The sequence below is a fragment of the Mycolicibacterium sp. XJ879 genome, assembly GCF_053483935.1.
The window spans coordinates 15,564-42,105 of sequence record NZ_JBEFTH010000009.1 but is presented as its reverse complement, the minus strand read 5'-3'; the positions used below and the strand labels follow the sequence as shown (position 1 = coordinate 42,105).

The following is a 26,542-nucleotide window of genomic DNA, read 5'->3' as shown; positions in this document are numbered from 1 at the left end:
CGTTCGGCTCAGTTCGGCAGCCGACGGTTGATGGCCAGCGCCGCAAGCGTTGCCAGCGCCAGCGCCAGCGCTCCCAGCCGCAGCCAGCCGGTGCTTGCGTCACCCTTGATGGTCTCGTAGCCGATCTGCTGCTGCAGGTTGGCGTACACCTGGCGCAGCTGTTCGAGGCTGGAAGCGGTGAACGCCTCGCCGCCGGACAGATCGGCGATCTTGGCGAGCATCTCGTCGTCGACGGGCACCGGTTGGCGTTGCTCGTTGATCTCGACGTAGCCGTACGGCGTGCCGAACGAGATCGTCGAGATCGGCACCCCCTGGTCCTTGGCGGTGCGGGCCGCGGTGTAGGCGCCCTTGGGGTTGTCCGGGTTCGACGGCACGGTCTCCTTACCGTCGGAGAACAACACGATGCGTGCCGGCGGCGGTTCGTCGCCGCCGCCGATCACCGCGCCGACGGTGGCGATCGCCTGCAGCGCGGTGAAGATGCCCTCACCGGTCGCGGTGCGGTCGGCGAACTGCAGGTTGTCGATCGCGTTCTTGGTGGCCTCGCGCCCGGTCGTCGGCGACACCAGCACCGTGGCCGTACCCGCATACGAGATCAGCCCGAGGTTGATGCCCGGAGTGAGCTCGTCGGCGAACTGTTTGGACGCCTCCTGAGCGGCGGCCATCCGATTGGGCAGCACGTCGGTGGCCCGCATCGACTGCGACACGTCCATCACCAGCATCACCACCGCGCGGTTTCGCGGGATGCGAACGTCGTGCGTCGGCCCGGCCATCGCCACGGTGAAGAACACCAACGCGGCCACGAGCAGGATCGCGGGCAGATGCCGCCAGCGTGTCTGCCGTTTGGGCGCAACGCTTTCCAGCAACTCCATGTTGGCGAAGCGCAGCATGCGCCGGTGCCGCGACAGCGAAACGATGATGTAGAGCCCGATCACCGCGAGCACCACGAGGAAGAACAGGAAGAACCAAGCGTGTTCGAAGCCCGAAAGGGTGATCGGACCGAGCAACGGCAATGTCATGTGCGCCTAATCATTTCACGGCCAACCCGATCAGGCGTGGCCCGCCAGCGCGCCGCGCCTACGGTTGGCGACGAATCGGACGACGTCGGCGATCCAGTCCCGGTCGGTGCGCAGCGTCAACAGCGGTGCATCGCAGCGCCGCAGCGTTCTGGCGACCTCCGCGCGGTGTGCGGCCGCGGCGCGTTCGAAGTCGTCGCGCAGCTGCTCGTCGATGGTGAACTCGCGGGTCACACCGGTTTCCGCGTCTTGTAGGACGACCTCGCCGACCGGCGGAAGTTCGACGTCGCGCGGGTCGATGATCTCGATGCCGAGCACTTCGTGGCGGCCGGCAATGGCGCGCAGCGGCCGCATCCAGTTGATCGGGCCCAGGAAGTCGCTGATGATCACCGCCATGCCGCGGCGGCGCTCCGGACGGCGCAGCGCGTCGATCGCGGCGGCCAGATCACCGCGCACCCCCGTCGGCGCCTTGGGCATCGTCGCGATGGTGCGCAGCATCTGCTGCTCGTGCATGCGGCCGGACAGCGCGGGTACTCGGCGCACCGTGTCGCCGTTGGCGATGACGGCGCCGATCCGGTTGCCACCACCGCTGTTGAGGAACGTGATCGCCGCGGCGGCGGCCACCGCGAGGTCGCGCTTCTCGCAGCCGGTGGTGCCGAAGTCCAGGCTGGCCGACATGTCGACCACCAACCACGTCTCCAGCTCGCGGTCGGCGATCATCTGGCGCACGTGCGGATGGGTGGTGCGCGCGGTGACCGACCAGTCCATCCGGCGCACATCGTCGCCGGGCTGGTAGAGCCGCGACTCCCCCGGTTCCGAACCCGGGCCGGGCAGCAGCCCGAGGTGATCGCCGTGCAGCACACCGTCGAGCTTGCGCCGCACCGTCAGCTCGAGCTTGCGCAGCGCCGCGCTCAGCGCCGGATCACGGATCTCCCCGCGCTTGAGCGACGGCAGGTCGACCGGGCGCCGCGAACTAGTCACCGACTGCTGGCCGCGCCTGCGGCGGCGGGCACGACGGGCGGCACCGAATGACCTTGCTGCGGAATGGCATTCACTTGCGGCAGGGCCACGGTCTGCAGGATGCGGTTGATCACCGTCTCGGCCGAGATCTCGTCGGCAAGCGCGTCGTAGGTCAGCACCAACCGGTGCCGCAGCACATCAGGGATCACCTCGACGACATCCTGCGGGACCACGTAGTCGCGGCCCCGGATGAGTGCGAGCGCGCGCGATGCCGCGATGATGCCCAGCGACGCGCGCGGTGAGGCGCCGTAGGCGATCCACGCCTTGGCGTCGGGCATCCCGAACTTCTCGGGCTGGCGGGTGGCGGTGACCACCCGCACCACATAGTCGACCAAGGCGTGATGCACGAAGGTGTTGGCCGCCACGTCCTGCAGGCGCAGCAGATCACCGGGGGCGAGCACCTGTTTGGGTTCCGGCGGCTTGACGCCCATCCGGTAGATGATCTCGCGCTCTTCCTCGGGTGTCGGATAGTCGATGTTGAGCTTGAACAGGAAGCGGTCGCGCTGGGCCTCGGGCAGGGCATACACGCCCTCCTGCTCGATCGGGTTCTGCGTGGCCATCACCAGGAACGGCTGCGGCAGCGGGAACGTCTTGCCGCCGATGGAGATCTTGCGCTCGGCCATGACCTCCAGCAGCGCCGACTGCACCTTGGCCGGGGCGCGGTTGATCTCGTCGGCGAGCAGGAAGTTGACGACGACGGGCCCGAGCTCGATGTCGAACTCCTCCTTGCCCTGCCGGTAGATGCGGGTGCCGACGATGTCGGTGGGCACCAGGTCGGGGGTGAACTGGATGCGCGCGAAGGTGCCGCCCACCACCTTGGCGAAGGTCTCGACGGCCAGCGTCTTGGCCACGCCGGGCACACCCTCGAGCAGTACGTGGCCCTTGGCCAGTAGCCCGACGAGCATCCGCTCGACCAGCTGGTCCTGGCCGACGATGATGCGCTTGACCTCGAAGATCGCCCGTTCCAGGGTGTGGACCTCCTGCTGCAGCCCGCCATTGGAGGGGGTCGTTCCTGCCGGTGCGGCGTGTGAGCCCTGTGAGCCCTGCGGGTAACCCTGCCCCGGTGCCTGGCCGGAGTACCCTCCAGCGCCCTGCGGCGGCCCACTCGGTGACGTCATCAACGTTCCTTCCACATCAACTCGCTGGTCATGGCGGCTCGGCCCGATCTGCGCCGGTAGCTCGTCGTCAACTATTCCAGGCAGTTCGGAATCCGTCGACGTTGCCCGTACGGTACGTCGAATCCCTCAGCGTGCGCTCAGCGTGCGTTCAGCTTTCGATGATCCGCGCCACGTACGGCTGCAGCCCCGCATGCCGCACCGGGCTGACGGTGACCTTGCCCGCGCTACCGGACGCCTCGAGCATCTTCCCGCCGCCCAGATAGATCGCGACGTGCTGGCTGCCGCCCGGACCCCAGAACAACAGGTCACCGCGCTTGGCTTGGGAGGTCGGCACCTTACGCCCGGTGTCGTACTGGTCGCCCGAATACTTCGGGATCAGCACGCCGACCCCGGCGAACGAGTACTGGGTGAACCCCGAGCAGTCGTAGCCGACGGTGTTGGCGCCGGAGTCGATGCCGCGGCTCGGGCCATTGGGCTTACCGCCGCCCCACGAGTAGGGCACACCCATCTGCGAGGCGCCGCGACGGATCACGTACTCGATGGCCTGCGGGCCGCGCACCCGGCCCGGCGCGACGCCGGCCGCCGCCGCCTCCGGTGGTGCGAGACCCAGGGTGGACAAGAACTTGCGGCCCAGGTTCATCGTGACTTCGGTGGCCTGGGCGGTCGCCGCCAGCGACGCGTTGGCAATGGCCAACGGATCCCCGGGCGCCCCGGCGCTGATCAGTTTGGGCAGGGTGGGGTCCCACTGGCCGTCGTTGGGCGCCGCCGCGGTGGGCGTGGCCAACCCGGCCGCCACCGCCAGGGCCGCTACCCAGAGCAGCAGACCGGTGAGATAACGAAAGAGCCTGAAACGCAAGGGAGTCCTTACTGTCACCACTCGATGAGACGTGTCGCGTACGGGGTCATGCCGCTGGTGCGCACCGGTGACACCTTGACCACCGACCCGGTGTAGGGCGCCTCGAGCATCTGGCCGTCACCGAGGTAGAGGGCCACGTGCTGGCTGCCGTTAGGTCCCCAGAAGAGCATGTCGCCGCGGCGCATCTGCGACGACGGAACCTTGCGGCCCGCGTTGTATTGCGAACCCGAGTAGTGGTCCAGCTTGATGCCGACACCGGCGAACGCATAAAGCATCAGCCCGGAGCAGTCGAATCCGACTGTGCCTGCACCGGAGTCGATGCCGCGGCTGGGACCGGCCGCGTTGCCGCCGCCCCACGAGTAGGGCACCCCGAGCTGGGTCATGGCCCGCCGGATGACGTACTCGGTGGCTTGGCGGCCGTGGACGCGGGGTATCGCGCCGTTGGTGTAGCCGGTCGGAGTGGGCAGCAGCCCCAACTTCTGCAGGAAGCTGCGGCCCAGGTCCTGGGTGACCTGCGCCGAGGTCGCCATGATGCCCAGGATCTCGTTGATGATCGCGATCGGATCACCGCTGACGAAGGCGCTGGGAATGGCAGGCAGGAACGGATCCCACGCGGTGGCCCAGTTGCCGGTGGCCGGGTCGATCTTCTGGGGTGCGCGGTCCCAGTCGGCGGCCGGGTTCGCCGGCGCCCCCGGTGCCGCTTGCGGCTGCGGGCCGCTGGCCGGCGCCGGCGCCTGTGCGGCCATCGGGCGGATCTCGTTGAGCTTGGCCTGCGCGGCGGCGCGTTCGGCGGTGAGCTTGTCCAGTTCGGCCTGCTGCGCGCTGAAGGTGCCCTGCGCGGTCTTGAGCGCCGAAACCGCTTCGTGCTGGCTGGCTTCGGCTTCAGCGAGGGCTTTGTCAGCGTTCTGCTTGGCCAACCGCACCGCGGAGTCGCGGTTCACCTGATCGGTGCGGGCCCGCTGCAGGTCTTCGATCACCTGTTGCGTGCTGACCGCCAGGGTCTGTCCGACGGCGACGGTGTCGAGGATGTCGCCCGGGTCGCCCGCGGTCAGGTACGAGTCCGAGGGGCCGTTGATATAGGCGGCGGCCGCGAACTTGTCGAACCGCTGCTGTGCGGCCTCGATCGCCCGGTTGGCGTCCTCGACCCGCTGGCTGCTCGCCTCGACCTCGCGCTGTGCGGCGGCGGCGTTGTCGCGCGCGGTCGCCACGTCGACGATCGCCTTGTTGACGCTCTCCTGTTCGGCCTGGATCGCCGCGCCGAGGTCCTGCAGCTTCTGGTTGGCGTTGGCGACGGCGGCGACAAGCTCTGCGACCCCGTCTGCCCCGCCGGGTTGCGCGGCGGCGGGGGCCGGTGTCACCAAACCGGGTGTCGCGAACAACACGCCTACCGCCAGCAGAGCCGCGCAAAGACGTCCGCGCGGCCGCGAAACAGAGGCGCCAGGGTTGCGTCTCATCGACTCGTGTCTCCTATGGCTCGACGCGAACGTGCGGGCACATTCGTCGGGCGCCTGAGTACGCAGAAGTCACAGCAATCACAACTACAACATCAGCCACCGTTTGCACCGTACGACACATCTGACGCTGAAGAAACTTTAGTAACAAACTACAACTTTGTAATTGCAGAAGGTGTTATCTCGCCGTGATCTTTGCATTTGCCCGGCGGCACCTAATGCAGACAAAAGCTGCTGGCTGGCGTGGACTTTGAGGTTAGTCGCGGGAAAGTACGCGCTTGCTACGAACCTGCAACATTCGGGTCGCTATAACGGCGGCCACCACCCCGAGTACGAGCAATAGTGTGAATGCCGTCCATGGAAAGTGCTCGGTCGTCAACTCGCCGAGAAAGTTCTTCGCACCCTGCACCGGCCCGCGGCCCTCAGCGACGTCCTGGCCGGCCTCCAGCGTGACCCGGTCGATGGTCGGGCTGTACGTGCCGGACTCCGAGGGGCTAAGCACCAGCACCGTGGACCCCGGATGCGCCTGGCCGACCTCGGTCGCGATGTCGCGCAGCGGGGTGTCGATCGGCGGGTTGTGCTCGATGATGACGATCTTGAGGTCGATGCCTTCCTGGCCTGCTTGCTCGACGACCTCACGTAACGCGGGTACGTCGGCTGCGGCGGCGGGCGGCACGGCAACCCCGTCGTCGGCAACGTCGGCGTTGATCTGGTCCATATCGACGTCCGGCGGGATATAACCCGGCAGATACGGGATTACGTGCGGTCCGTTCACAGTCAGAACCGTACGTTATGGGTACCCGTAAAGCGACGACCCTGGCCGTATTGCAGGACAAGCGTACTGTTAGGGTTACGTGGGCCGTCGACTCAGCCCGTCGGCGGCGAGAACTAGCCGGGAGTTGATGTGAGCAAAGGTAATAACGCCAATTCGTCCCTGAACTCTTTCGGTGCCCGTGACACGCTCAAGGTCGGCGACAAGAGCTACGAGATCTATCGCCTCGACGCGGTGCCGGGCACCGAGCGCCTTCCCTTCAGCCTCAAGGTGCTAGCCGAGAACCTGCTGCGCACCGAGGACGGCGCCAACATCACCAAAGAGCACATCGAGGCGATCGCCAACTGGGATCCGGAAGCCGAACCCAGCGTGGAGATCCAGTTCACCCCCGCCCGGGTGGTGATGCAGGACTTCACCGGCGTGCCGTGCATTGTCGACTTGGCCACCATGCGTGAGGCGATCGCCGAACTTGGTGGTGACCCCGAACAGGTCAACCCGCTCGCCCCCGCGGACCTGGTGATCGACCACTCGGTGATCGCCGACCTGTTCGGCCGCGCCGATGCGTTCGAGCGCAACGTCGAGATCGAGTACGAGCGCAACGGCGAGCGCTACCAGTTCCTGCGGTGGGGACAGGGTGCGTTCGACGACTTCAAGGTGGTGCCGCCGGGCACCGGCATCGTGCATCAGGTCAACATCGAGTATCTGGCCAGCGTCGTGATGGACCGCGACGGGACCGCCTACCCCGACACCTGCGTGGGCACCGACAGTCACACCACGATGGTCAACGGGCTCGGCGTGCTGGGCTGGGGCGTGGGCGGTATCGAGGCCGAGGCCGCCATGCTGGGCCAGCCGGTGTCGATGCTGATCCCCCCGGTGGTCGGGTTCAAGCTGACCGGCGAGCGCCAGCCAGGAGTCACCGCCACCGACGTCGTGCTGACCGTCACCGAGATGCTGCGACAGCACGGTGTGGTCGGCAAGTTCGTCGAGTTCTACGGCGACGGCGTGGCCGAGGTGCCACTGGCCAACCGTGCCACGCTGGGCAACATGAGCCCGGAATTCGGTTCCACCGCAGCGATTTTCCCGATCGACGAAGAGACCATCAGCTACCTGCGGTTCACCGGGCGCAGCGACGAGCAGCTGGCGCTGGTCGAGGCCTACGCCAAGGAACAGGGCATGTGGCACGACCCGAGTCGGGAGCCGAAGTTCAGCGAGTACCTCGAGCTCAACCTGTCCGAGGTGGTGCCGTCGATCGCTGGACCGAAGCGGCCGCAGGACCGCATCGCGCTCAACGACGCAAAGACCGCGTTTCGCAAGGACATCCACAACTACGTCGAACAGAACATGCCCGTTGAGCACACCAAGCTCGACGAGGCCGTCGAGGACACCTTCCCGGCCAGTGATCCCGCAGCCAGCCTCGCCTTCGCCGACGACGATGCGGTGGTTCCGTCCGCGGCCGTCGGCGCCGACGGCAGGCCGACCAACCCAGTGGAGGTGAAGTCCGACGAGCACGGCGAGTTCATCATCGATCACGGTGCCGTGGTGATCGCGGCGATCACCTCGTGCACCAACACCTCCAACCCCGAGGTCATGCTCGGCGCGGCGCTGTTGGCCCGCAACGCCGTGGAGAAGGGGTTGAGCACCAAGCCGTGGGTGAAGACCACGATGGCGCCGGGTTCGCAGGTGGTCACCGACTACTACGAGAAGGCCGGGTTGTGGCCCTATCTGGAGAAGCTCGGCTTCTATCTGGTGGGCTACGGCTGCACCACGTGCATCGGTAACTCCGGCCCGCTGCCCGACGAGATCTCACAGGCCGTCAACGACAACGACCTGTCGGTGACCGCGGTGCTGTCGGGCAACCGCAACTTCGAGGGCCGCATCAACCCCGACGTGAAGATGAACTACCTCGCGTCGCCGCCCTTGGTGATCGCCTTCGCGTTGGCGGGCACGATGGACTTCGACTTCGACGCGGAACCGTTGGGCAGGGACAAGGACGGCAACGAGGTCTACCTCAAGGACATCTGGCCGTCGCAGCAGGACATCAACGACACGATCGCCTCGGCGATCAACCGCGAGATGTTCACCAAGAACTACGCCGATGTCTTCAAGGGCAACGAACGGTGGCGCAACCTGCCGACGCCGAGCGGTAACACCTTCGAGTGGAACCCCGACTCGACGTACGTCCGCAAGCCCCCGTATTTCGACGGTATGTCCGCCGAGCCCGAGCCGGTGTCCGACATCAGCGGCGCCAGAGTACTTGCGCTGCTGGGTGACTCGGTGACCACCGACCACATCTCCCCCGCCGGCGCGATCAAGCCCGGCACACCGGCCGCGCAGTACCTCGACGCCAACGGCGTGGAGCGCAAGGACTACAACTCCTACGGTTCGCGGCGCGGTAACCACGAGGTGATGATCCGCGGCACCTTCGCCAACATCCGATTGCGCAACCTGCTGCTCGACGACGTCGCGGGCGGCTACACCCGCGACTTCACCAAGGACGGCGAGCAGGCGTTCATCTACGATGCCGCGCAAAACTATGCGGCGCAGAACATTCCGCTGGTCGTGCTGGGCGGTAAGGAGTACGGTTCGGGCTCGTCGCGGGACTGGGCCGCCAAGGGCACCAGCCTGCTGGGCGTCCGCGCGGTGATCGCCGAGTCGTTCGAACGGATCCACCGCAGCAACCTGATCGGCATGGGCGTCATCCCGCTGCAGTTCCCCCAGGGCGAGTCGGCGGCCAGCCTCGGGCTGGATGGCACCGAGACGTTCGACATCACCGGCATCGAGGCGCTCAACGACCGGGGCGAGCGCAGCGACGGGAAAAACGGAGGCAAGACGCCCAAGACCGTGCAGGTGAAAGCCACGAAGGAGGGCGTCGATCCGGTCGAGTTCGATGCGGTGGTGCGCATCGACACCCCCGGTGAGGCGGACTACTTCCGCAACGGCGGCATCCTGCAGTACGTGTTGCGCAACATGTTGAAGTCCTGACGGATGCCGCGGGTCACCGACGACCATCTGGCGGCCCGCCGCCGCCAGATCCTCGACGGTGCCCGGAGGTGTTTCGCGGAGTACGGCTACGACAAGGCGACCGTGCGGCGGCTCGAGCAGACCATCGGGCTGTCGCGCGGCGCCATCTTCCATCACTTTCGCGACAAGGACACGCTGTTCTTCGAGTTGGCCCGCGAGGACGCCGAGCGGATGGCCGATGTGGCGGCGCGCGAAGGCCTCGTGCAGGTGATGCGGGATATGTTGGCCGCGCCCGATCAGTTCGACTGGCTGGCCACCCGGTTGGAGATCGCCCGCAAGCTGCGCAACGACCCGGAGTTTCACCGCGGCTGGAAGGAACGCTCGGCTGAACTGTCGGCCGCGACCACGGCGCGACTGCGGCGGCAGAAGCAGGCCGGGCGGCTGCGCGACGACGTCCCCAGCGCCGTCCTGCAAACCTACCTCGACCTCGTGCTCGACGGTCTGGTCGCACGGCTGGCGTCAGGCGATGATCCTGAAAGGCTCAGCGGCGTACTGGACCTCGTCGAGGCGTCGCTGCGCCAGCAGCAACGCTAACGGCGGCTGCGGTGGTTGGGACCACCGCGGCTGCGCATCGTCGTACCTGACTCCCGCAACATGCTGTGTATCGAGCCGTACGAGCGGCCGGTCGACGCGACCAACGTCCGGATGCTCGCGCCGTTCTCGTACGCGCTGCGCAACTCGTTCAAGAGCTGGTCTCTTGGTTTGCTGGACTTCTTCTGGGTCATCCTGCCTGGCACCTCCCCGCGCACTTGTGATGCCCCGACGGATACCCAGCGTAGGAAGCTGCTACACCCGGTGGGTGGAAATGGGTGAAACGGTTCGCAATTCGGCTACACACCCGCCCGCCGGTCAGGCGAGCTCGATCAGCTCCGCGTACTCCTCGGACCAGAAGTCCTCGGTGCCGTCGGGCAGCAGCACGACGCGCTGCGGGTCCAGCGCCTCGGCTGCGCCCGGATCGTGTGTCACCAGCACCACCGCGCCGACGTAGCTGCGCAGCGCGTCGAGCACCTGTTCGCGGGACGCGGGGTCGAGGTTGTTGGTCGGCTCGTCGAGCAGCAGCACATTGGCGGTGGAGGCGACCAGGCCGGCCAATGCCAGCCGGGTCTTCTCGCCGCCGGACAAGGTGCCTGCCGGCTGCTCGAGTTGCAGACCGCTGAACATGAACGCGCCCAACAGCCCCCGCAGATCCTGCTCGCCGGTATCGGGTGCCGCGTGGCGGATGTTCTCCCACACCGTGGCGGCGTCGTCGAGGGTGTCGTGCTCCTGGGCGAAGTAGCCGACCTTCATGCCGTGGCCCGGCTCGATCGCGCCGGCGTCCGGTGTCTCCACCCCGGCCAGCAGGCGCAGCAGCGTGGTCTTGCCCGCACCGTTGAGACCGAGTATCACCACGCGCGAGCCGCGATCGATGGCCAGGTCGACGCCCGAGAACACCTCCAACGACCCGTAATTCTTGGTCAGCCCCTTGGCCACCAACGGGGTGCGCCCGCACGGGGCCGGCGTCGGAAACTTGATTCGGGCCACCTTGTCGGCCACCCGCTCCTCGTCGAGCGCGGCCATCATCCGGTCGGCCCGGCGCAGCATGTTCTGCGCGGCAACGGCTTTGGTTGCCTTGGCGCCCATCTTCGCGGCCTGGGTGCGCAGTGCGGCCGCCTTGCGTTCGGCGTTGGCGCGTTCCCGACGGCGACGCTGCTCGTCGGTGGCACGGGCGTCGAGGTAGCGCTGCCAGCCCATGTTGTAGACGTCGACCTCACCGCGCACGGCGTCGAGGAACCAGACCCGGTTCACGACGTCGGCGAGCAGGTCGATGTTGTGGCTGATGACCACCAGCCCGCCGGTGTGGTTCTGCAGGAAGGTGCGCAACCAACCGATGGAGTCGGCGTCGAGGTGGTTGGTCGGCTCGTCGAGTAGCAGCGTGGTCGTGGAACCCGAGGCCCCCGAGCCGTCTTCGGAGGCGGCGAACAGAATTCGCGCCAGCTCCACCCGGCGCCGCTGTCCGCCCGACAGCGTGCGCAGCGGCTGGGTGAGAACCCGCTCGGGCAGGCCCAGACTCGCGCAGATCCGGCCGGCCTCGCTCTCGGCGGCGTAGCCGCCCAGTGCGGCGAACCGCTCCTCGAGTTGGCCGTAGCGCCGAACGGCCTTGTCCCGGGCCGTGTCGTCGGCGACCTCGGCCATCAGCACCTGCTGCTTTTCCAGGTCGGAGAGCAGCGTGTCGAGGCCGCGGGCGGACAGCACCCGGTCGCGGGCCAGCATGTCGAGGTCGCCCTCTTTCGGATCCTGTGGCAGGTACCCGATTTCACCTGCCCGGGAGATCTTTCCGGCGTAGGGTTCGCCCTCACCCGCCAGAATCCGCATGGTGGTGGTCTTCCCGGCGCCGTTGCGTCCGACGAGCCCGATGCGATCGCCGGGCTGCACGCGCAGCGCCGAACCGTCGGTGGACAGCAGCGTGCGCGCGCCGGCGCGGACCTCGAGGTCCGTTGCGGTGATCACGCGGCTGCTCTCCTGTTACTTGTCGTCGGTGAAGTTGGGGGCCCGGTTCTCGGCGCGCGCGGCCACCGCCTCTTCGAAGTTCGCGGTGAGCAGACGCACATAGAGTTGGCCCAGACCTTCGGCCTGCATGTGCCCTTCGAGGCTAGCGGCGTCCAGTCCACTCCACAGTGTGCGCTTGGTCAACTCGATTCCCGGCCGCGAGAACGACGCGATCCGCTCCCCCAGCTGGTAGCAGGTCTGCAGCAGTTGGTCGTCGGCCACCGTCGTGGACACCAGGCCGATCCGTTGGGCCTCCTCGGCCTCGACGTCGCGGCCGGTGAGCATCAGCTCGAACGCCCGCGAGGTGCCGATCGCGCGGGGCAGCAGATACGACAGGCCCAACTCGCTGGCGGTCAGGCCGTTGTTGATCCCGGCGGCGCGGAAATACGCGCTGGTGGCGGCCACCCGGATGTCGCAGGCCAGGGCCAGGCACAGGCCCCCGCCGATCGCTGCGCCGTTGACCGCGGCGATCACCGGCTGGTGCATCTTGCGCAGCGCCAGGACCACCTCGTCGAGCACTTCCATCGATCGCAGCGCGAACGTCGGCCGGGTCAGGCCATCGGTGTGCGGAACGCTGCCCGCCGACTTGTGGTCGGCGCCCGACGAGAAGCCCCGCCCGGCGCCTGTGAGCACGATCACCCGCACGGCGTTGTCGTAGTTCAGCTCGTCGAGGACTTTCTTGAGCGGAACCATCACGTCGAACGCCATCGAGTTCATGCGTTCGGGCCGGTTCAGGGTCACCAGCGCGATATCGGCGCGCGGGCGGTCGACGAGGACGAAATCGGTCTGCTCGGTCACGGACTGCACGCTATCGCGTGCGTCCGCTCACTCGGGCTGGCCGTCGTTCTGAGCGGCGATCGCGGCGTCGACGTCGAATTCCTTGACGCGCTGCACGAGCTCCTCGAGCGCCGCGGGCGGCAGCGCCCCGGCCTGGTTGAACACCAGCTTGCCCTTCTTGAACGCCATCAGGGTGGGGATGGAGCGGATGTCGGCGGCGGCCGCGAGTTCCTGCTCGGCCTCGGTGTCGACCTTGGCGAACACCACGTCGGGGTGTTCCTCCGCAGACGCTGCGAACGTCGGCGCGAACGCTTTACACGGGCCGCACCACGACGCCCAGAAATCCACCAGCACAATCTCGTTGTCGTTGATGGTGTCGTTGAATTCTTCGGCGGTCAATTCCTTGGTAGCCACGTTGCTTCCTAACGCTGGTTGGCGGTGGGATGTTCCCAGCCTACGGGCCACCCCACAGTTCGGTGCGGCCGCGCACGAAGAACGCGACGATGCGCTCGGTAAGCGTGTCGGCGTCGTGGGCCGGGTCCAGGGCGTTCAGTGCTCCGAACGGCGCGTTCGGCCAGCGCGATCCCGGGGCCCGCGAAGCCGGCCGGACGCACCGCCGACAGGATGGTGCCCGCCACCCGGTACAGCGAGCCCGCGATCAGGCTTTCCGCCAGCCCGCGTAGCTAGCGTCGGGTGGCGACGCAGAGGGGGTCGAAGCTCATCGAGGGGTGCTGGATGCGCGGTCGACGTTGGACAGAAGCCGCGCGCGTCGCCTCGGCCACCACAACACCTCCGCCAGCAGCATCACCAGGTAGATGAACGAGGCCACTGCGTTGCCCCATGAGCCGAAAGCGGCGTCCCACCCGGCGGTGGCCACACCGACAGCCAAGACGACGGGCAACAGCCAGCGGAACGGTTTGGCTTCTTCCGCCGCCGCGTGGATGCCGGTGCGGTAGTCGAGGGCCGCTGGGGTCAGCCGGGCATCGGTGATGCGCTCACCGCGTCGTGCGGCACGCACCACCTTCACTCGCTCCGCGCCCGAAAGACCTTCGGCGCCAGGCCAATACCGCTTCATACGCCGCGCCATCCAGACGCCGTAGAACACACCGACAATCACCAGAACGCAAACGCCTGCAGCAACCAGACCCGAATCCAGCCATGCCAGCACACCGAGGACCAGCCCGACCGCAGGCCCGATCGTCAGCGCTCGGCGGACAAAGCCGCCGCGCCATGCGAATGCCGGCACCGTGACCAACGGCCGTCCCTTCGATCAGTCGGTTTTGTGGCTCGCCCCCGTGCGTCAGAGGGTATCGACGATCTTCATCGTCGCTATGCTCACCGTGGTAACCCGCTTGATGAGGTCGACGATGTAGGTCGGGTCATCGTGCTCATCGCACCAGTCGTTGGGGTCGTTGACAATGCCGGAGGCTTTGTCGGTGGTGACCTTGTAGCGGTCGATGATCCAGCCGAGCGCGGATCGTGATCCGAGCATGTAACGCTCGGTTTCCTGGGGAATGCCCGCGATAGTCACTTTGGCGTTATATGTGATCGCGCAGTGGTCAGTCTTGGACCGCCACTTCATCTTCTGCACGCGCCAGGTCTCGCGATCATCCGGATCGACACCTGGTTTCAGTTGCACATCAAGCGGATACGGCTCGACTGATTCGTAGCTGACATGCAGCTCGGCGAGCTTTCGGCCGGCGTCCGCGAGTTGGTCGAACCGCTCATGACTTCCCGGCGTGGGGATGTGCGGCAGCATTTTCTTGAGATCGGCGGCATATTTCTCGCGGTAGTCCGGGTCGTGCAGTTGACCGTAAACGTAGTAGAAGATGTCGTCCTTGGTGACCTGCTCGCCGAGGGCTTCGCGGTAGAGCTTGAGGATCTCGTCGGTGACGTTGTCGATGCGCCGGTAGCCGTATTCGTCGATATCGGTAGCCGCACCGAAATCGAGTTCCCCGGTGGCGGATTCCGCCTTCTCGTAGGTCCAGCGGGAGTAGTAGTTTGCCGCGCTGGTACCCGCAACACCGTTATCCGGCAGCCGATCCGTCATAAGGCACATGAAGGGAGGAGCCATGCTGCCAGCATTCGGAGTATAGAAACCGAGGTTCGTGTGCTGCGGGGTCGGGAACATCGTCGGCAGCTGGTACCGACGCTCGTTAAGTTGGGCATCGAAGTAGACACATTGCGGATGGAACGGCCGATACAACGCCGGGACAACGTGACCCGGACGGTATGTGAAGCGCTTGCCCCTTGATAATTGCGACTTGATGCTTCCCCCCCAACTGATCTTAGTGGGGTCGGTATCGATGAACGCGTCAACGTCTGCCAGCGGATCTGCCGTACGGCGAGCAGCGAAGGCGTCGACTTGGCCGTTATAAAAGTCGATCATTCGGCTCACGTTTGACTCGACTACTTTTGCTGAGAAGTTGTAGACCCAGCTATCGCGGTTGGACTTCAGGCCCGCCGAGTAATTCGCGAAGACTCGCTGACCGCCTTCCTTGTCGCCTATGAGGGGCCAGACGAGGAAGGCTTCGTCACGTTGGTTCACCCAGTCGCCATGGTCATTCGGCGTGATGCTGGTCCATTCGACCGCGTCGACCTGCTCGGCGTCGACGATGCGCAACTTATCCTCGCGGCTGAGGTAGTCGCCGATATCGCGGTAGAAGACCCGGCACGGTCCGGCGTGGGTGGGATCCTTGACACCGATGAACACTGCCACGGTGTTGCGGCTGCCACCGCCGAACACTTTGCCGCCCTCCTTGCGCGACAGCTCGCCCGCAGTCCGCTGGTTGCCTCGGAGGTTATACACATAGATCGTCGAGTAGTCATTGGCCAGAGACAGCCGCATGCCATCTGCGGTGTTGCCGTCGATCCAGCCCCCATTGGACACGAACGCGATAGCCCCTGCGTCGCCAATCCGGTCTGTTGCCCACCGGAATGCACGAATATACGAGTCATACAGGCTGTTCTTGTTCGTAGCCGTGGACCGCTTCGCGTACGTCTGCTCAATCCGTGAATCCAACGTCGGGTACTTGACGTTCGCGTTCAGATCGTTCGCGCTCGTCTGACCCACCGAGTACGGCGGGTTGCCGATGATCACGTTCATCGGTGTCTGTAGCTGGTTGAGGATCCGATTGTTGTTCTGGGGGAACATGATCGCGTCCATGCTGTCGTCGGCTTCACTGATCTGAAACGTATCGGCCAGCGCAATCCCCGGGAAAGGCTCGTAGTCACCGGTGTCGGCAGTCTTGCCCACCAGCGCGTGATAGGTGGCCTCGATGTTCACCGCAGCGATGTAGTACGCCAGCAACATGATCTCGTTGGCGTGCAACTCATTCGCGTACTTGCGCGCCAGATCCCCTGGAGTGATCAAGCCGGACTGCATCAACCGCGTGATGAACGTGCCGGTGCCGGCGAACCCGTCGAGGATGTGCACGCCCTCGTCCGTCAGGCCCTTGCCGAAGTGTTCGCGCATCACGTGGTCGGCCGCCCGCAGAATGAAGTCGACGACTTCTACTGGTGTGTAGACGATTCCCAGCGCATCAGATTGCTTTTTGAAGCCAATTCGGAAGAACTTCTCGTACAGCTCGGCGATGACCTGCTGCTTGCCTTCGGCGCTGGACACTGCGCTCGCGCGACGCCGCACCGATTCGTAGAAGCCCTCCAGCTTCGCGGTCTCCGCCTCCAACCCCGCGTCGCCGAGCGTGTCGACCATTTTCTGCATGGTCCGCGACACCGGGTTGTGGGACGCGAAGTCGTGCCCGGAGAACAACGCGTCGAACACCGGCTTGGTGATCAGGTGCTGTGAGAGCATGCTGATCGCATCTTCGGTGGTGATCGAGTCGTTGAGGTTGTCCCGCAGGCCCGCGACGAACTGGTCAAATGCCTCGGAGACCCGGGGGTTCGCGCCGCCGAGCAGCGCCTTGACCCGGGTGATGAGCGCCGCAGCAATGTCGGCCACGTCGGCGGCCCACTGCTCCCAGTACGTCCGGGTGCCGACCTTGTCGACGATGCGCGCATAGATCGCTTCTTGCCATTGCGCCAGCGAAAACAACGCCATCTGCGCCGCGGTGTTGCCGGGCTGCTGTAAGCCGACATCCGAACCGGGTTCATCGGTTGTCGGCCCTACGTGACCGCCAAGTAGTTTGTTGCTGCCTTCGCCGGCCCTCTTGGTGTCGGACTTGCTATTAAGCGCGAGGCTGTTGACCATCGCATCGAAGCGCTCGTCGTGTGACCGCAGGGCATTGAGTACCTGCCACACCACTTTGAACCGCTTGTTGTCGTCCAGGGCGATCGACGGCTCAACACCCTCCGGCACTGCGACCGGCAGGATCACATACCCGTAGTCCTTACCCGGCGCCTTGCGCATCACCCGGCCGACGGACTGCACCACGTCCACCTGCGAGTTACGCGGATTGAGAAACAGCACCGCGTCGAGTGCGGGTACATCGACACCCTCGGATAGGCACCGGGCATTAGTTAGAATGCGGCATTCATCTTCGGCGACAACACCTTTGAGCCATGACAGCTCCGCGTTTCGGGCCAACGCGTTGAATGTGCCGTCGACGTGGCGGACCGAACACTTCAAACCACGGTTGGTCTCCTCGACACGCTCGCCGTCGTCCTCGCGCTCGTTCAGCAGATCGGCATACGCCTCCACCACCCGGGGAAAGATCTCGGCGACCCGCTTCGATGTCTTGATGTCCTGAGCGAACGCGACCGCCCGGCGCATCGGCGCCTCTGCTGGCGCGAAACCCGTCCCGTCTGGCGCAGTACCTGCCCGCTTGGCGAGCCCGTTCCAGCAACCCACGATCTTCGAGGCGTCGTCGAGCAACAGTTCACCCGATACGTTGGCGAGTTCCTGCTGCAGCCGAGCCGCGATCACCGACTGGTCGACGGTGAGAACGAGCACCTTGTAATCGGTCAGCAAACCCCGGTCGACCGCCTCACCGAACGTCAGCCGATGAAACTCCGGACCGTAGGTGAGCTCGTCGTCCATGGACACCAGCTCAGCCGAATGCTCGTTGGCCTTGTCCTTGACGTTCTCATCGAAGATGCGTGGCGTCGCCGTCATGTACAGCCGTCGGGTGGCCTTGAGGTAGTCGGCGTCGTGGATGCGGACGAAGTTCGACTCGTCCTCGCCGGCGAGCGTCGCACCGGTGGTGCGATGTGCCTCATCGCAGATCACCAGATCGAACGAATCCAGGCCGAGCCCTTGGGCTTTGGCGACCACCGGCAGCGACTGATAGGTGCAGAACACCACCGTCAAGCCTTGTGCGCGCCTGCGGTGCTGCATTTCGTGCAATAGAACTTGGGGGTCTGTCGTGACCGGGATCGGCACGTCGTGGATGTTGTAGTCCTCGGCTGACCGCGACACCTTGGTGTCCGAACACACTGCGAAGGCACGCAGATCGAGTTCGGACTGCGCCGTCCATTCCCGCAACGTCTGGCTCAGCAGCGAAATGGACGGCACCAGGAACAGAATCCGCGCCTTGTTCCCGTTTTCGACAGCAGTGCCCTCGGCGATCTTCAATGCGGTGAATGTCTTACCCGTGCCGCACGCCATGATCAGCTTGCCGCGGTCGTTACCGACCGCGAACCCGTTGAACACCTTCTCGATCGCCTGGACCTGGTGCGGTCTGGCGCCGTGTCGCTGCGCCGGCGACAAACTGACCTCGAGATCGCCCTGCGGCCAGGCGATGTCCCAGTCGATCGGCGATTCGGCGATTTCGGCCATACCGATCCGCTGGACCTGGACGGTCTGGTCGGCGAGGGCGTCCTCCGCGTTCTTACCCCATCGGTCAGTCGTGGAGATGATCACCCGGTTGGTGAACGGCTTCTTTCCCGACGCGGTGAAGAACGAGTCGATGTCACCTTTCGAGAGGGTGTGTGTGGGCTCGTAAAACTTGCACTGGATCGCGGTGTACTCACCGGTGTCACGTTCGCGGGCGACCAGGTCGATGCCGGTGTCGACCTTTCCCTTGCGGTCCGGCCAGTCGGTCCAGCGCCAAACGGCGTCGTACTGCTGTGACAGCGTCGGGTCGAGTTCGAAATAGCGCACCATCAGCCTCTCGAACTTCGTTCCGCGCTCGGAGTTCGACGGCGCCTTACGAAGTGCGTCGATGACGTCGTGCACGGAGCCCATGGCCGTCCACCTCCCCTCTCACGCAAAGCGTCACGACCATACTTACGGCAACTGACATGCCGCAGGCAATTGCGCTGGCAAAGAGGTGCGTGGACTTCGTCGACGTGGGCGAGTCAGCGATCCTGGCCCGACGCGTCATTCACAGCCCGACACAGACGCGACCATCCGATGCAGGACCCCGCCTTATGATGGTGACGTGGCGACACTGGAAGATTTCGAGGCGCGCATAGCGGCACTGGAGGCCTCCCAGGCCGACTACCGCGCCGTGCTCGCGGCCGTCAACGCGTTGGGTGCCAACCAGCGTGAACTCGCGATGCACCAGCGCGACCACACCACGAGGCTCACCGAACTCGAGCAACGTGTGAACCAGGGGTTCCAACGGATGGACCACGGCTTGCGGCTAACGGACTCCCGCTTTCGGTCTGTCGAAGAGCACATGGCCGAGATGACAGACCTGATCATCGGACTACGCGACAGATAGCTGCGCCGACCGGCTTCAGCTTGCCGAGAAGTTCGTCAGGTCAACCGTGCCCCTCGGTTGGGATTTGCGCATCCGCTTGCGCCGATAGAGGTCCCGATCGGCGGCCCGAAACAGTGTCTCGAAAAGTTCGGCGCCGGTCGGATCGAGCGTCAGCCCGTAGGTGACGTGCACCGCATTCCCGTCGGCGAGTTCGGCGGCCAGTGCCCGGGCCCGGTTTTGGTCATACCCGGTGAGAACGACGACGAATTCGTCACCGCCCACCCGGCCCAATACCGACGATTCAGGCACTATCGGGGTCCACCGCTGCGTCAGCTCGACCAGGATTGCGTCACCGGCCAGGTGCCCGTGGCTGTCGTTCACGGTCTTGAAGTCGTCGACGTCGAGGACGATCACGGCAACCGGCTGGCGCCGCCGTCGCGCACGCGCCACCATCTCGTTCGCGTGTCGCTCGACACCGGCCCGATTCCATACCGCCGTCAGCGGATCACGCAACGCTAGGTCGATCAATGCCGAGCTCACCCAGCCGCACACTTCCCCTGCCCCGGGTATGCACACCAGGTACAGCACCAACCACATTGCCGGCACCGGGGCCGGGGCCACCAACAGCGTCAACGCCGCACCGACAGCGATAGCCGCAGACGTCGCGCGCGCCGTGACCGGCCGATGCCAGCTCCGCAGAAATATCGCCACGAACATCAGCGGAACAACCGACCAGACCTGCGCGGCAAGCTGTTCGTGAAACAACAGGGCGACGATGGGGGCAGTGCCCGCGCACGCCACCGCTGCGATGTAGCGCCAGCCCCGCAGCGGTGTGCGCACCGCGAGTAGCACCCCGACCAGGCATAGCGCGACCGCCAGACCCTCGCCCCGCACATCCGACGGTGGTGAGTCCCCCCCGAACGCGACCGCCACGCTCAGCGCGTACAAGCCCAGCAGGATCACCAGGTAGGCCACCAGCATGCGCCTGCGCAACGCACTTCCCAACGGCGATACAGCCGTCCCGCTGATCACGCGATCAGACTAATCCGACGCCGCATCGGGGCGCCGGTTGACTGTCGCTTTAGACGGTGAAGCCGAGTGCCCGCAGCTGTTCGCGGCCGTCGTCGGTGATCTTGTCGGGCCCCCACGGTGGGTTCCACACCCAGTTGATCTTGATCTCGTTGACCAGCCCAGTGCCCACCAGCGCGGTACGTGACTGGTCCTCGATGACGTCGGTCAATGGGCAGGCCGGCGACGTCAGCGTCATGTCGATCAGCGCGACGTTGCCCTGCTCCCCCTTCTCGACGTTCAGACCGTAGACGAGGCCGAGGTCCACGACGTTGATCCCCAGTTCGGGGTCCACGACGTCGCGCATCGCCTCCTCGAGATCGAACAACAGTTCCTCATTAGGCACTGCGGTGTCGCTCATCTGACATCTCCTCACTGGCTTGCGCAAGCGCATCCTTGAAAGCCATCCAGCCCAGCAACGCGCACTTCACCCGCGCGGGGTATTTCGCCACCCCCGCGAATGCCACGCCGTCGCCGAGCACATCTTCATCCCCTGCAACGGTGCCGCGCGACGAAACCATCTCACTGAAGGCCGCCACCGTCTTGAGCGCATCGCCCACGCTCTGGCCGATCACCTGATCGGTCAGCACCGATGTCGCCGCCTGGCTGATCGAACAACCCTGCCCGTCATAGGAGATGTCGGTAACGGTCTCCCCGTCGGCGGACAGCGCCACCCGCAGCGTCACCTCGTCACCACACGTCGGGTTGACGTGGTGCACCTCGGCGGCGAACGGCTCGCGCAGACCCCGATGGTGCGGACGCTTGTAGTGATCGAGGATCACTTCCTGATACATCTGCTCGAGACGCATCGCGAAACCTCAGGCCCTGCCGAAGAACTCGATAGCCCGCCGCACACCGGCCACCAGGCGGTCGACCTCGTCGAGGGTGTTGTAGAGCGCGAACGACGCGCGCGCCGTTGCGGCGATCCCGAACTTGCGGTGCAGCGGAAACGCGCAGTGATGACCCACGCGCACAGCGACACCCTCGTCGTCGAGCACCTGCCCGACGTCGTGGGCGTGCACACCGTCGACGACGAACGAAACCGGGGACGCCCGGTTCGCAAGCGTCGTCGGCCCGATGATGCGTACGCCGTCGATGCCGGCCAACCCCTCGAGCGCCGCGGCCACCAGTTGCGCCTCGTGCTCTTCCACCACGTCCATCCCGACCTCGCGGAGATAGCGTGCGGCGGCGCCCAATCCGACGACCTGAGACGTCATCGGCGTTCCGGCCTCGAAGCGCTGCGGCGGCGGGGCGTACGTCGCGCCATCCATCGTGACGGTTTCGATCATCGAGCCGCCGGTGAGAAACGGCGGCATCGCATCGAGCAGTTCACGCCGTCCGTAGAGCACGCCGATGCCGGTGGGGCCCAGCATCTTGTGTCCGGAGAATGCCGCGAAGTCCACATCCAGGGCCGCGAAGTCCACCGGCTGGTGCGGAACGGACTGGCACGCGTCCAGCACAGTCAGCGCTCCGACGGCCTTGGCCCGCGCCACCAGTTCGTGCACCGGCGCCAGGGCACCCGTCACGTTCGAGTGATGGCTGAACGCAACGACTTTGACGCGGTCATCGAGCGCAAGGGAGTCGAGGTCGATGCGTCCGGCTTCGGGATCCTCGGAAGTGGCTTGGTACCACTTGAGCGTCGCGCCGGTACGACGGGCCAGTTCCTGCCACGGGATCAGGTTCGCGTGGTGCTCCACCTCGGTGGTCACGATGACGTCTCCGGGGCCGACCGCGTGCTCGAACCTGTTGTCGCCGAAGACGTAGGACACCAGGTTGAGCGCCTCGGTCGCGTTCTTGGTGAACACCAGCTCATCGGGCCGGGCGCCGACGAACGCGGCGATGTCTTCACGGCCCTGTTCGTAGGCGTCCGTGGACTCCTCCATCAACTGGTGCGCGCCGCGGTGCACCGCGCCGTAGGACGTGGTCAGGAAATCCCGCTCAGCGTCGAGCACCTGCACCGGCCGCTGCGAGGTGGCTCCGGAATCCAGGTACGCCAACGTTTTCCCACCGCGCATCACCTTTTTCAGAATCGGGAAGTCAGCCCGGATCCTGGTGACGTCCAGAGTCTGCGCGGTCGTCATCTCAGGCCTCCACGGCTTGGGCGAACCGTTCGTAGCCGTGCTCCTCGAGTTCGTCGGCCAGTTCGGGTCCACCCGATTCCGCGATGCGCCCACCGACGAACACGTGCACGAACTGCGGCTGGATGTACCGCAGGATCCGCGTGTAGTGCGTGATGAGCAGGATGCCGCCGTTCTCGGTTTCGGCGTACTGGTTCACCCCGTCGCTGACGACGCGCAACGCGTCGACGTCCAAACCGGAGTCGGTCTCGTCGAGGATCGCGATCTTCGGCTTCAGCAGCGACAGCTGAAGGATCTCGTGACGCTTCTTCTCACCGCCCGAAAAGCCCTCGTTGACACTGCGTTCGGAGAACGACGTGTCGATGTCGAGGGCCTGCATTGCGCCCTTGACCTCTTTGACCCAGTGCCGCAGCTTGGGGGCCTCACCGCGCACCGCCGTCGCGGCCGAACGCAGGAAGTTCGACATCGACACCCCGGGCACCTCCACCGGGTACTGCATGGCCAAGAACAGGCCGGCGCGGGCGCGCTCGTCGACGGTCATCTCCAGTACATCCTGGCCGTCGAGCGTGATCGAGCCCGAGGTCACCTCGTATTTGGGGTGTCCGGCCACCGCGTAGGACAGCGTGGACTTCCCGGATCCGTTGGGCCCCATCAGGGCATGGACCTCCCCCGAATTCACGGTGAGATCGACGCCCTTGAGGATCGGGATCGCATCGGCCGCTTCAGTGGCTGCGACGCTGACGTGCAGGTCCTTGATTTCCAGAGTGGTCATTAGCTGTCCTTGCCTTGAAGTACTTCGGTGAGCTCGAGCTCGTGTTCGATGGCGTCGCTGAGGCGTTCGCGCACTGCGGGTACGGTGATCTGCTGGATGATCTCGCCGAAGAAGCCGCGCACGATCAGCCGTCGCGCCTGATCCTCGGGGATGCCGCGCGCCTGTAGATAGAACAGTTGCTCGTCGTCGAACCGCCCGGTCGCGCTGGCGTGGCCGGCGCCGACGATCTCACCGGTTTCGATCTCGAGGTTGGGTACCGAGTCCGCACGCGCACCATCGGTGAGCACCAGGTTGCGGTTGGTCTCGAAGGTGTCGGTGCCGCTGGCCGCGGCCCGGATCAGCACATCGCCGATCCACACCGTGCGGGTATCGGGTTTGGCCGACGCCGGATCGCCTTGCAGCGCACCCTTGTACGTCACCTGCGAGCGGCAGTTCGGCTCGGCGTGGTCGACGAGCAGGCGTGACTCGAAATGCTGCCCGTCGTCGGCGAAGTACAGGCCCAGCAGTACGGCGTCACCGCCTGGCGCGCGGTAGCGCACCCGTCCCGTCATCCGGACCAGGTCGCCGCCCAGTGTGACCGCGGTGTGCCGAAACACCGAGTCCTTGCCCAGCGATGCGTGGTGCATGCTGACGTTGAGCGCATCGTCGGCCCAGTCGGCGATCGACACCACCTTGAGCGTGGCGGCGTCACCGACGACGAACTCGAGGTTGTCGGCGTAGGTTCCGCTGCCGCGGTGATCGATGACGATCACCGCCTCTGCGAGTTCTTCGACGCGCACCTGAAGATGACCGTATGCCGTTGCGCCCTCACCGGGCCCGGTCACCACGATCTCGATCGGATCGTCCACCACGGTGTCCCGTCCGACGGTGACGACCGTCGCGTTGTTGAACGACGAAAACGCTTGGGCGGCAATCCGGTCGGCGGGCACGCCACCTTCGCCCAGTCGCGGGTCGCCGCGGCGCACGGATTCCACCGTCACACCCGGGCGTTCGGTCACGTCGATGCGCGCGCTTCCGGTGGCCGGCGCGGTGCCGTCATGCAGCCCGCGTAACCGCTTCAGCGGCGTGAACCGCCAGATCTCGTCACGGCCGTGCGGCACCTCGAAGGCGTCGACGTCGAACGAGGTGAACACCTCGCCTTTGTTCTGCCCCTCGACGGCCGTGGTCAGATTGCTTGTCGTCACCCAACTGCGCCTTCCATCTGCAGCTCGATCAGCCGGTTGAGCTCCAGCGCGTACTCCATTGGGAGCTCCTTGGCGATCGGCTCGACGAAGCCCCGCACCACCATGGCCATCGCCTCGTCCTCGGACAGGCCGCGGCTCATCAGATAGAACATCTGATCCTCGCTGACCTTCGACACGGTGGCCTCGTGGCCCATCGTGACGTCGTCCTCGCGGATATCGACATACGGGTAGGTGTCGCTACGGCTGATCGTATCGACCAGCAGCGCATCGCATTTCACATTGGACTTAGAGCCGTGCGCGCCCTTGTTGATCTGCACCAGACCGCGGTAGGACGAGCGTCCGCCGCCGCGGGCCACCGACTTGGACACGATGTTGCTCGACGTGTTCGGCGCCAGGTGCAGCATCTTCGCGCCGGTGTCCTGGTGCTGGTCCTCGCCGGCGAACGCGACGGAGAGCACCTCGCCCTTGGCGTGCTCACCGGTCATCCACACGGCCGGGTACTTCATGGTGACCTTCGAGCCGATGTTGCCGTCGATCCACTCCATGGTGGCGCCCGCCTCGGCGCGGGCCCGCTTGGTGACGAGGTTGTAGACGTTGTTCGACCAGTTCTGAATCGTCGTGTAACGGCACCGCCCGCCGGGCTTCACGATGATCTCCACCACGGCGGAGTGCAGTGAATCGGACTTGTAGATCGGTGCGGTGCAGCCCTCCACGTAGTGCACGTAGGCGCCTTCGTCGACGATGATCAACGTCCGCTCGAACTGGCCCATGTTCTCGGTGTTGATCCGGAAGTAGGCCTGCAGCGGGATGTCGACGTGCACGCCGGGCGGCACGTAGATGAACGAACCACCCGACCACACCGCGGTGTTCAGCGCGGAGAACTTGTTGTCGCCGGCCGGGATCACAGTGCCGAAGTACTGCTTGAAGATCTCCGGATGCTCGCGCAGCGCGGTGTCGGTGTCGAGGAAGACGACGCCTTGGGCCTCCAGGTCCTCGCGGATCTGGTGGTAGACCACCTCCGACTCGTACTGGGCCGCGACACCGGAGACCAGGCGCTGCTTCTCCGCCTCCGGGATGCCCAGCTTGTCGTAGGTGTTGCGGATGTCCTCGGGCAGGTCGTCCCACGTGGCCGCCTGCTTCTCGGTGGACCGCACGAAGTACTTGATGTTGTCGAAGTCGATACCGCCGAGGTCGGAACCCCACTTGGGCATCGGCTTCTTGTCGAAGGTGCGCAGCGCACGCAGCCGGGTTTCCAGCATCCACTCCGGCTCGCTCTTCTTCGCCGAGATGTCGCGCACCACCGCTTCGGACAGACCGCGCTGGGCGACCGCGCCCGCGTCGTCGGAGTCCGCCCAGCCGTAGCCGTACCGGCCCAGCGAGGCGATGGCCTCTTCCTGGCTGAGCGGTTCGCCGACCTTCTGGATCTCGGGGGTGGTCGTCATTTCGACGCTCCTTGTTTGCTTGTCGGGGCTTCGGCGCGGGCTGTGCGCCGAAGGGTCTTCGGTTTGGCCTTGCTCTTCTTCGCGCTCTTCTCGGCGAGCGGCACGTGCGTCGTACACGCGCAGTCGCCGTTGACGATGGTGGCCAACCGCTGCACGTGGGTTCCGAGCACCTCGGCGAACGCCTCGCGCTCGGCCTCGCAGAGTTCGGGAAACTCCTCGGCGACGTGTGACACCGGGCAGTGGTGCTGACACAGCTGGATGCCGTCCACCGGACCGGCAACCGGCGTCGTGGTGGTGGCGTAACCGGCCTCGGTAAGCGCCGCCGCCACCTGGTCCGCAGTTGTTTCAACGTCATCGGACCCGCCGGTTACTCCCGCCAGGATGCTGTCGATGCGTTGACGTGCGAAGGTCCGCACGGCATCGTCGCCGCCGATCTCCCGCAGTTGCCGCATCGCGGCCGCCGCCAGGTCGTCGTAGCGGTGGCCGAGCTTGGCCCGGCCCGCAGCGGTGAGCCGGTACCGTTTGGCCGGACGGCCCCGGCCGCTGTGCTGCCAGGTCGCCGCAGCGCTGGCTTGCGCATCGCCGGCCTCCATCAGCGCATCGAGGTGTCGGCGCACGCCCGCTGCGGAAATACCGAGCCGTTCGCCGATCTCACCTGCGGTGATGGGTCCGGATTCCAGCAGCATCTGCACGATCGCGCCACGCGTGTGGCGGTCGCTGCTGACTTCCGGACTTATTTTCACAACACCATTGTGACGGAATTCGAAAACACATGTAAAGCAAGGGCACCCTTAGCCGCCGCGAACGTGCCTGAGACCACCGATTCCGGGCCGCTACGC

At 65.7% G+C, this 26,542-nt stretch carries 23 protein-coding genes; 3 read left to right on the top strand and 20 right to left on the bottom strand.

The window, feature by feature from the left end; translation table 11 throughout:
- Positions 1-8: 8 nt before the first annotated feature.
- From ABQF13_RS19115 to ABQF13_RS19090, 6 genes are all read right to left on the bottom strand, one after another.
- A complete protein-coding gene (locus ABQF13_RS19115) occupies positions 9-1,016 on the bottom strand; it encodes a VWA domain-containing protein (RefSeq protein WP_448394354.1) in 1,008 nt (335 codons plus the stop codon).
- A gap of 30 nt (positions 1,017-1,046) precedes the next feature.
- The gene (locus tag ABQF13_RS19110; protein ID WP_448394353.1) at positions 1,047-1,994 is read right to left on the bottom strand and encodes a DUF58 domain-containing protein; all 948 of its coding nucleotides are present in this window, start codon (positions 1,992-1,994) and stop codon (positions 1,047-1,049) included.
- Positions 1,991-3,151 (bottom strand): chaperone MoxR1, encoded by a 1,161-nt coding sequence (moxR1, locus tag ABQF13_RS19105; protein WP_448394352.1) that lies wholly within the window; start codon positions 3,149-3,151, stop codon positions 1,991-1,993. The genes ABQF13_RS19110 and moxR1 overlap by 4 nt, the downstream gene beginning before the upstream one ends.
- Before the next feature lie 148 nt (positions 3,152-3,299).
- A complete protein-coding gene (gene ripB / locus ABQF13_RS19100; RefSeq protein ID WP_448394351.1) occupies positions 3,300-4,007 on the bottom strand; it encodes an NlpC/P60 family peptidoglycan endopeptidase RipB in 708 nt (235 codons plus the stop codon).
- A 14-nt stretch (positions 4,008-4,021) separates the two neighbouring features.
- Positions 4,022-5,461 (bottom strand): NlpC/P60 family peptidoglycan endopeptidase RipA, encoded by a 1,440-nt coding sequence (gene ripA / locus ABQF13_RS19095; protein ID WP_448394350.1) that lies wholly within the window; start codon positions 5,459-5,461, stop codon positions 4,022-4,024.
- A 253-nt stretch (positions 5,462-5,714) separates the two neighbouring features.
- Positions 5,715-6,233 (bottom strand): Rv1476 family membrane protein, encoded by a 519-nt coding sequence (locus ABQF13_RS19090; RefSeq protein WP_448394349.1) that lies wholly within the window; start codon positions 6,231-6,233, stop codon positions 5,715-5,717.
- A gap of 129 nt (positions 6,234-6,362) precedes the next feature.
- On the opposite strand from ABQF13_RS19090, the gene acnA reads away from it, so the two are divergent.
- Entirely contained in the window at positions 6,363-9,212 is a 2,850-nt protein-coding gene (gene acnA, locus ABQF13_RS19085) for an aconitate hydratase AcnA (RefSeq protein WP_448394348.1), read from the top strand.
- A 3-nt stretch (positions 9,213-9,215) separates the two neighbouring features.
- Positions 9,216-9,785: a TetR/AcrR family transcriptional regulator gene (locus ABQF13_RS19080; RefSeq protein ID WP_448394347.1), complete on the top strand. Its 570-nt coding sequence runs from the start codon at positions 9,216-9,218 to the stop codon at positions 9,783-9,785.
- Here the strand turns inward: ABQF13_RS19080 and ABQF13_RS19075 are convergent.
- From ABQF13_RS19075 to ABQF13_RS19050, 6 genes are all read right to left on the bottom strand, one after another.
- Positions 9,782-9,976, bottom strand: coding sequence for a helix-turn-helix domain-containing protein (locus ABQF13_RS19075; protein WP_427058476.1), 195 nt, complete (start codon positions 9,974-9,976; stop codon positions 9,782-9,784). The genes ABQF13_RS19080 and ABQF13_RS19075 overlap by 4 nt on opposite strands.
- 124 nt (positions 9,977-10,100) lie before the next feature.
- Positions 10,101-11,738: an ABC-F family ATP-binding cassette domain-containing protein gene (locus tag ABQF13_RS19070; RefSeq protein WP_448394346.1), complete on the bottom strand. Its 1,638-nt coding sequence runs from the start codon at positions 11,736-11,738 to the stop codon at positions 10,101-10,103.
- Positions 11,739-11,753: 15 nt separating this feature from the next.
- Positions 11,754-12,584 (bottom strand): enoyl-CoA hydratase, encoded by an 831-nt coding sequence (locus ABQF13_RS19065; protein WP_448394345.1) that lies wholly within the window; start codon positions 12,582-12,584, stop codon positions 11,754-11,756.
- Between the two features lie 18 nt (positions 12,585-12,602).
- On the bottom strand, positions 12,603-12,968 hold the full coding sequence (trxA, locus tag ABQF13_RS19060) for a thioredoxin (protein ID WP_448394344.1): 366 nt from the start codon (positions 12,966-12,968) through the stop codon (positions 12,603-12,605).
- Between the two features lie 304 nt (positions 12,969-13,272).
- The gene (locus ABQF13_RS19055) at positions 13,273-13,800 is read right to left on the bottom strand and encodes a hypothetical protein (RefSeq protein WP_448394495.1); all 528 of its coding nucleotides are present in this window, start codon (positions 13,798-13,800) and stop codon (positions 13,273-13,275) included.
- Positions 13,801-13,854: 54 nt separating this feature from the next.
- Positions 13,855-18,699 carry a DEAD/DEAH box helicase gene (locus ABQF13_RS19050; protein ID WP_448394343.1) on the bottom strand — a complete coding sequence of 1,615 codons (4,845 nt, stop codon included), beginning with the start codon at positions 18,697-18,699 and terminating at the stop codon, positions 13,855-13,857.
- Positions 18,700-18,895: 196 nt separating this feature from the next.
- Between ABQF13_RS19050 and ABQF13_RS19045 the strand changes: the two genes are divergently transcribed.
- Complete coding sequence (locus ABQF13_RS19045) at positions 18,896-19,180, top strand: hypothetical protein (protein WP_448394342.1); 285 nt, start codon at positions 18,896-18,898, stop codon at positions 19,178-19,180.
- Positions 19,181-19,195: 15 nt separating this feature from the next.
- Here the strand turns inward: ABQF13_RS19045 and ABQF13_RS19040 are convergent, their stop codons facing one another.
- Genes ABQF13_RS19040 through ABQF13_RS19005 form a run of 8 tightly spaced genes read right to left on the bottom strand, consistent with a single transcriptional unit; the run spans position 19,196 to position 26,440 of the window.
- Positions 19,196-20,191: a GGDEF domain-containing protein gene (locus ABQF13_RS19040; protein ID WP_448394341.1), complete on the bottom strand. Its 996-nt coding sequence runs from the start codon at positions 20,189-20,191 to the stop codon at positions 19,196-19,198.
- A gap of 49 nt (positions 20,192-20,240) precedes the next feature.
- On the bottom strand, positions 20,241-20,588 hold the full coding sequence (locus tag ABQF13_RS19035) for a metal-sulfur cluster assembly factor (protein WP_448394340.1): 348 nt from the start codon (positions 20,586-20,588) through the stop codon (positions 20,241-20,243).
- Positions 20,566-21,036: a Fe-S cluster assembly sulfur transfer protein SufU gene (sufU, locus tag ABQF13_RS19030; protein ID WP_448394339.1), complete on the bottom strand. Its 471-nt coding sequence runs from the start codon at positions 21,034-21,036 to the stop codon at positions 20,566-20,568. Before sufU ends, ABQF13_RS19035 begins: the two co-directional genes overlap by 23 nt.
- A gap of 9 nt (positions 21,037-21,045) precedes the next feature.
- Positions 21,046-22,308, bottom strand: a complete 1,263-nt coding sequence (locus ABQF13_RS19025) for a cysteine desulfurase (RefSeq protein ID WP_448394338.1) — start codon at positions 22,306-22,308, stop codon at positions 21,046-21,048.
- 1 nt (position 22,309) lies between these two features.
- Entirely contained in the window at positions 22,310-23,077 is a 768-nt protein-coding gene (sufC, locus tag ABQF13_RS19020; protein ID WP_448394337.1) for a Fe-S cluster assembly ATPase SufC, read from the bottom strand.
- Positions 23,077-24,261: a Fe-S cluster assembly protein SufD gene (gene sufD / locus ABQF13_RS19015; RefSeq protein ID WP_448394336.1), complete on the bottom strand. Its 1,185-nt coding sequence runs from the start codon at positions 24,259-24,261 to the stop codon at positions 23,077-23,079. Before sufD ends, sufC begins: the two co-directional genes overlap by 1 nt.
- Complete coding sequence (gene sufB / locus ABQF13_RS19010; RefSeq protein WP_448394335.1) at positions 24,258-25,703, bottom strand: Fe-S cluster assembly protein SufB; 1,446 nt, start codon at positions 25,701-25,703, stop codon at positions 24,258-24,260. Before sufB ends, sufD begins: the two co-directional genes overlap by 4 nt.
- Positions 25,700-26,440: a helix-turn-helix transcriptional regulator gene (locus tag ABQF13_RS19005; protein WP_448394494.1), complete on the bottom strand. Its 741-nt coding sequence runs from the start codon at positions 26,438-26,440 to the stop codon at positions 25,700-25,702. The genes sufB and ABQF13_RS19005 overlap by 4 nt, the downstream gene beginning before the upstream one ends.
- Between the last annotated feature and the right edge of the window lie 102 nt (positions 26,441-26,542).

Coding starts and splice junctions, on each gene's coding strand:
- ABQF13_RS19035 (WP_448394340.1), bottom strand. CDS start 20,588: ATGAGCGACACCGCAGTGCCTAATGAGGAACTGTTGTTCGATCTCGAG.
- sufB (WP_448394335.1), bottom strand. CDS start 25,703: ATGACGACCACCCCCGAGATCCAGAAGGTCGGCGAACCGCTCAGCCAG.
- sufU (WP_448394339.1), bottom strand. CDS start 21,036: ATGCGTCTCGAGCAGATGTATCAGGAAGTGATCCTCGATCACTACAAG.
- ABQF13_RS19115 (WP_448394354.1), bottom strand. CDS start 1,016: ATGACATTGCCGTTGCTCGGTCCGATCACCCTTTCGGGCTTCGAACAC.
- ABQF13_RS19025 (WP_448394338.1), bottom strand. CDS start 22,308: ATGACGACCGCGCAGACTCTGGACGTCACCAGGATCCGGGCTGACTTC.
- sufC (WP_448394337.1), bottom strand. CDS start 23,077: ATGACCACTCTGGAAATCAAGGACCTGCACGTCAGCGTCGCAGCCACT.
- ABQF13_RS19075 (WP_427058476.1), bottom strand. CDS start 9,976: ATGACCCAGAAGAAGTCCAGCAAACCAAGAGACCAGCTCTTGAACGAG.
- ripA (WP_448394350.1), bottom strand. CDS start 5,461: ATGAGACGCAACCCTGGCGCCTCTGTTTCGCGGCCGCGCGGACGTCTT.
- ABQF13_RS19080 (WP_448394347.1), top strand. CDS start 9,216: ATGCCGCGGGTCACCGACGACCATCTGGCGGCCCGCCGCCGCCAGATC.
- ABQF13_RS19050 (WP_448394343.1), bottom strand. CDS start 18,699: ATGGGCTCCGTGCACGACGTCATCGACGCACTTCGTAAGGCGCCGTCG.
- moxR1 (WP_448394352.1), bottom strand. CDS start 3,151: ATGACGTCACCGAGTGGGCCGCCGCAGGGCGCTGGAGGGTACTCCGGC.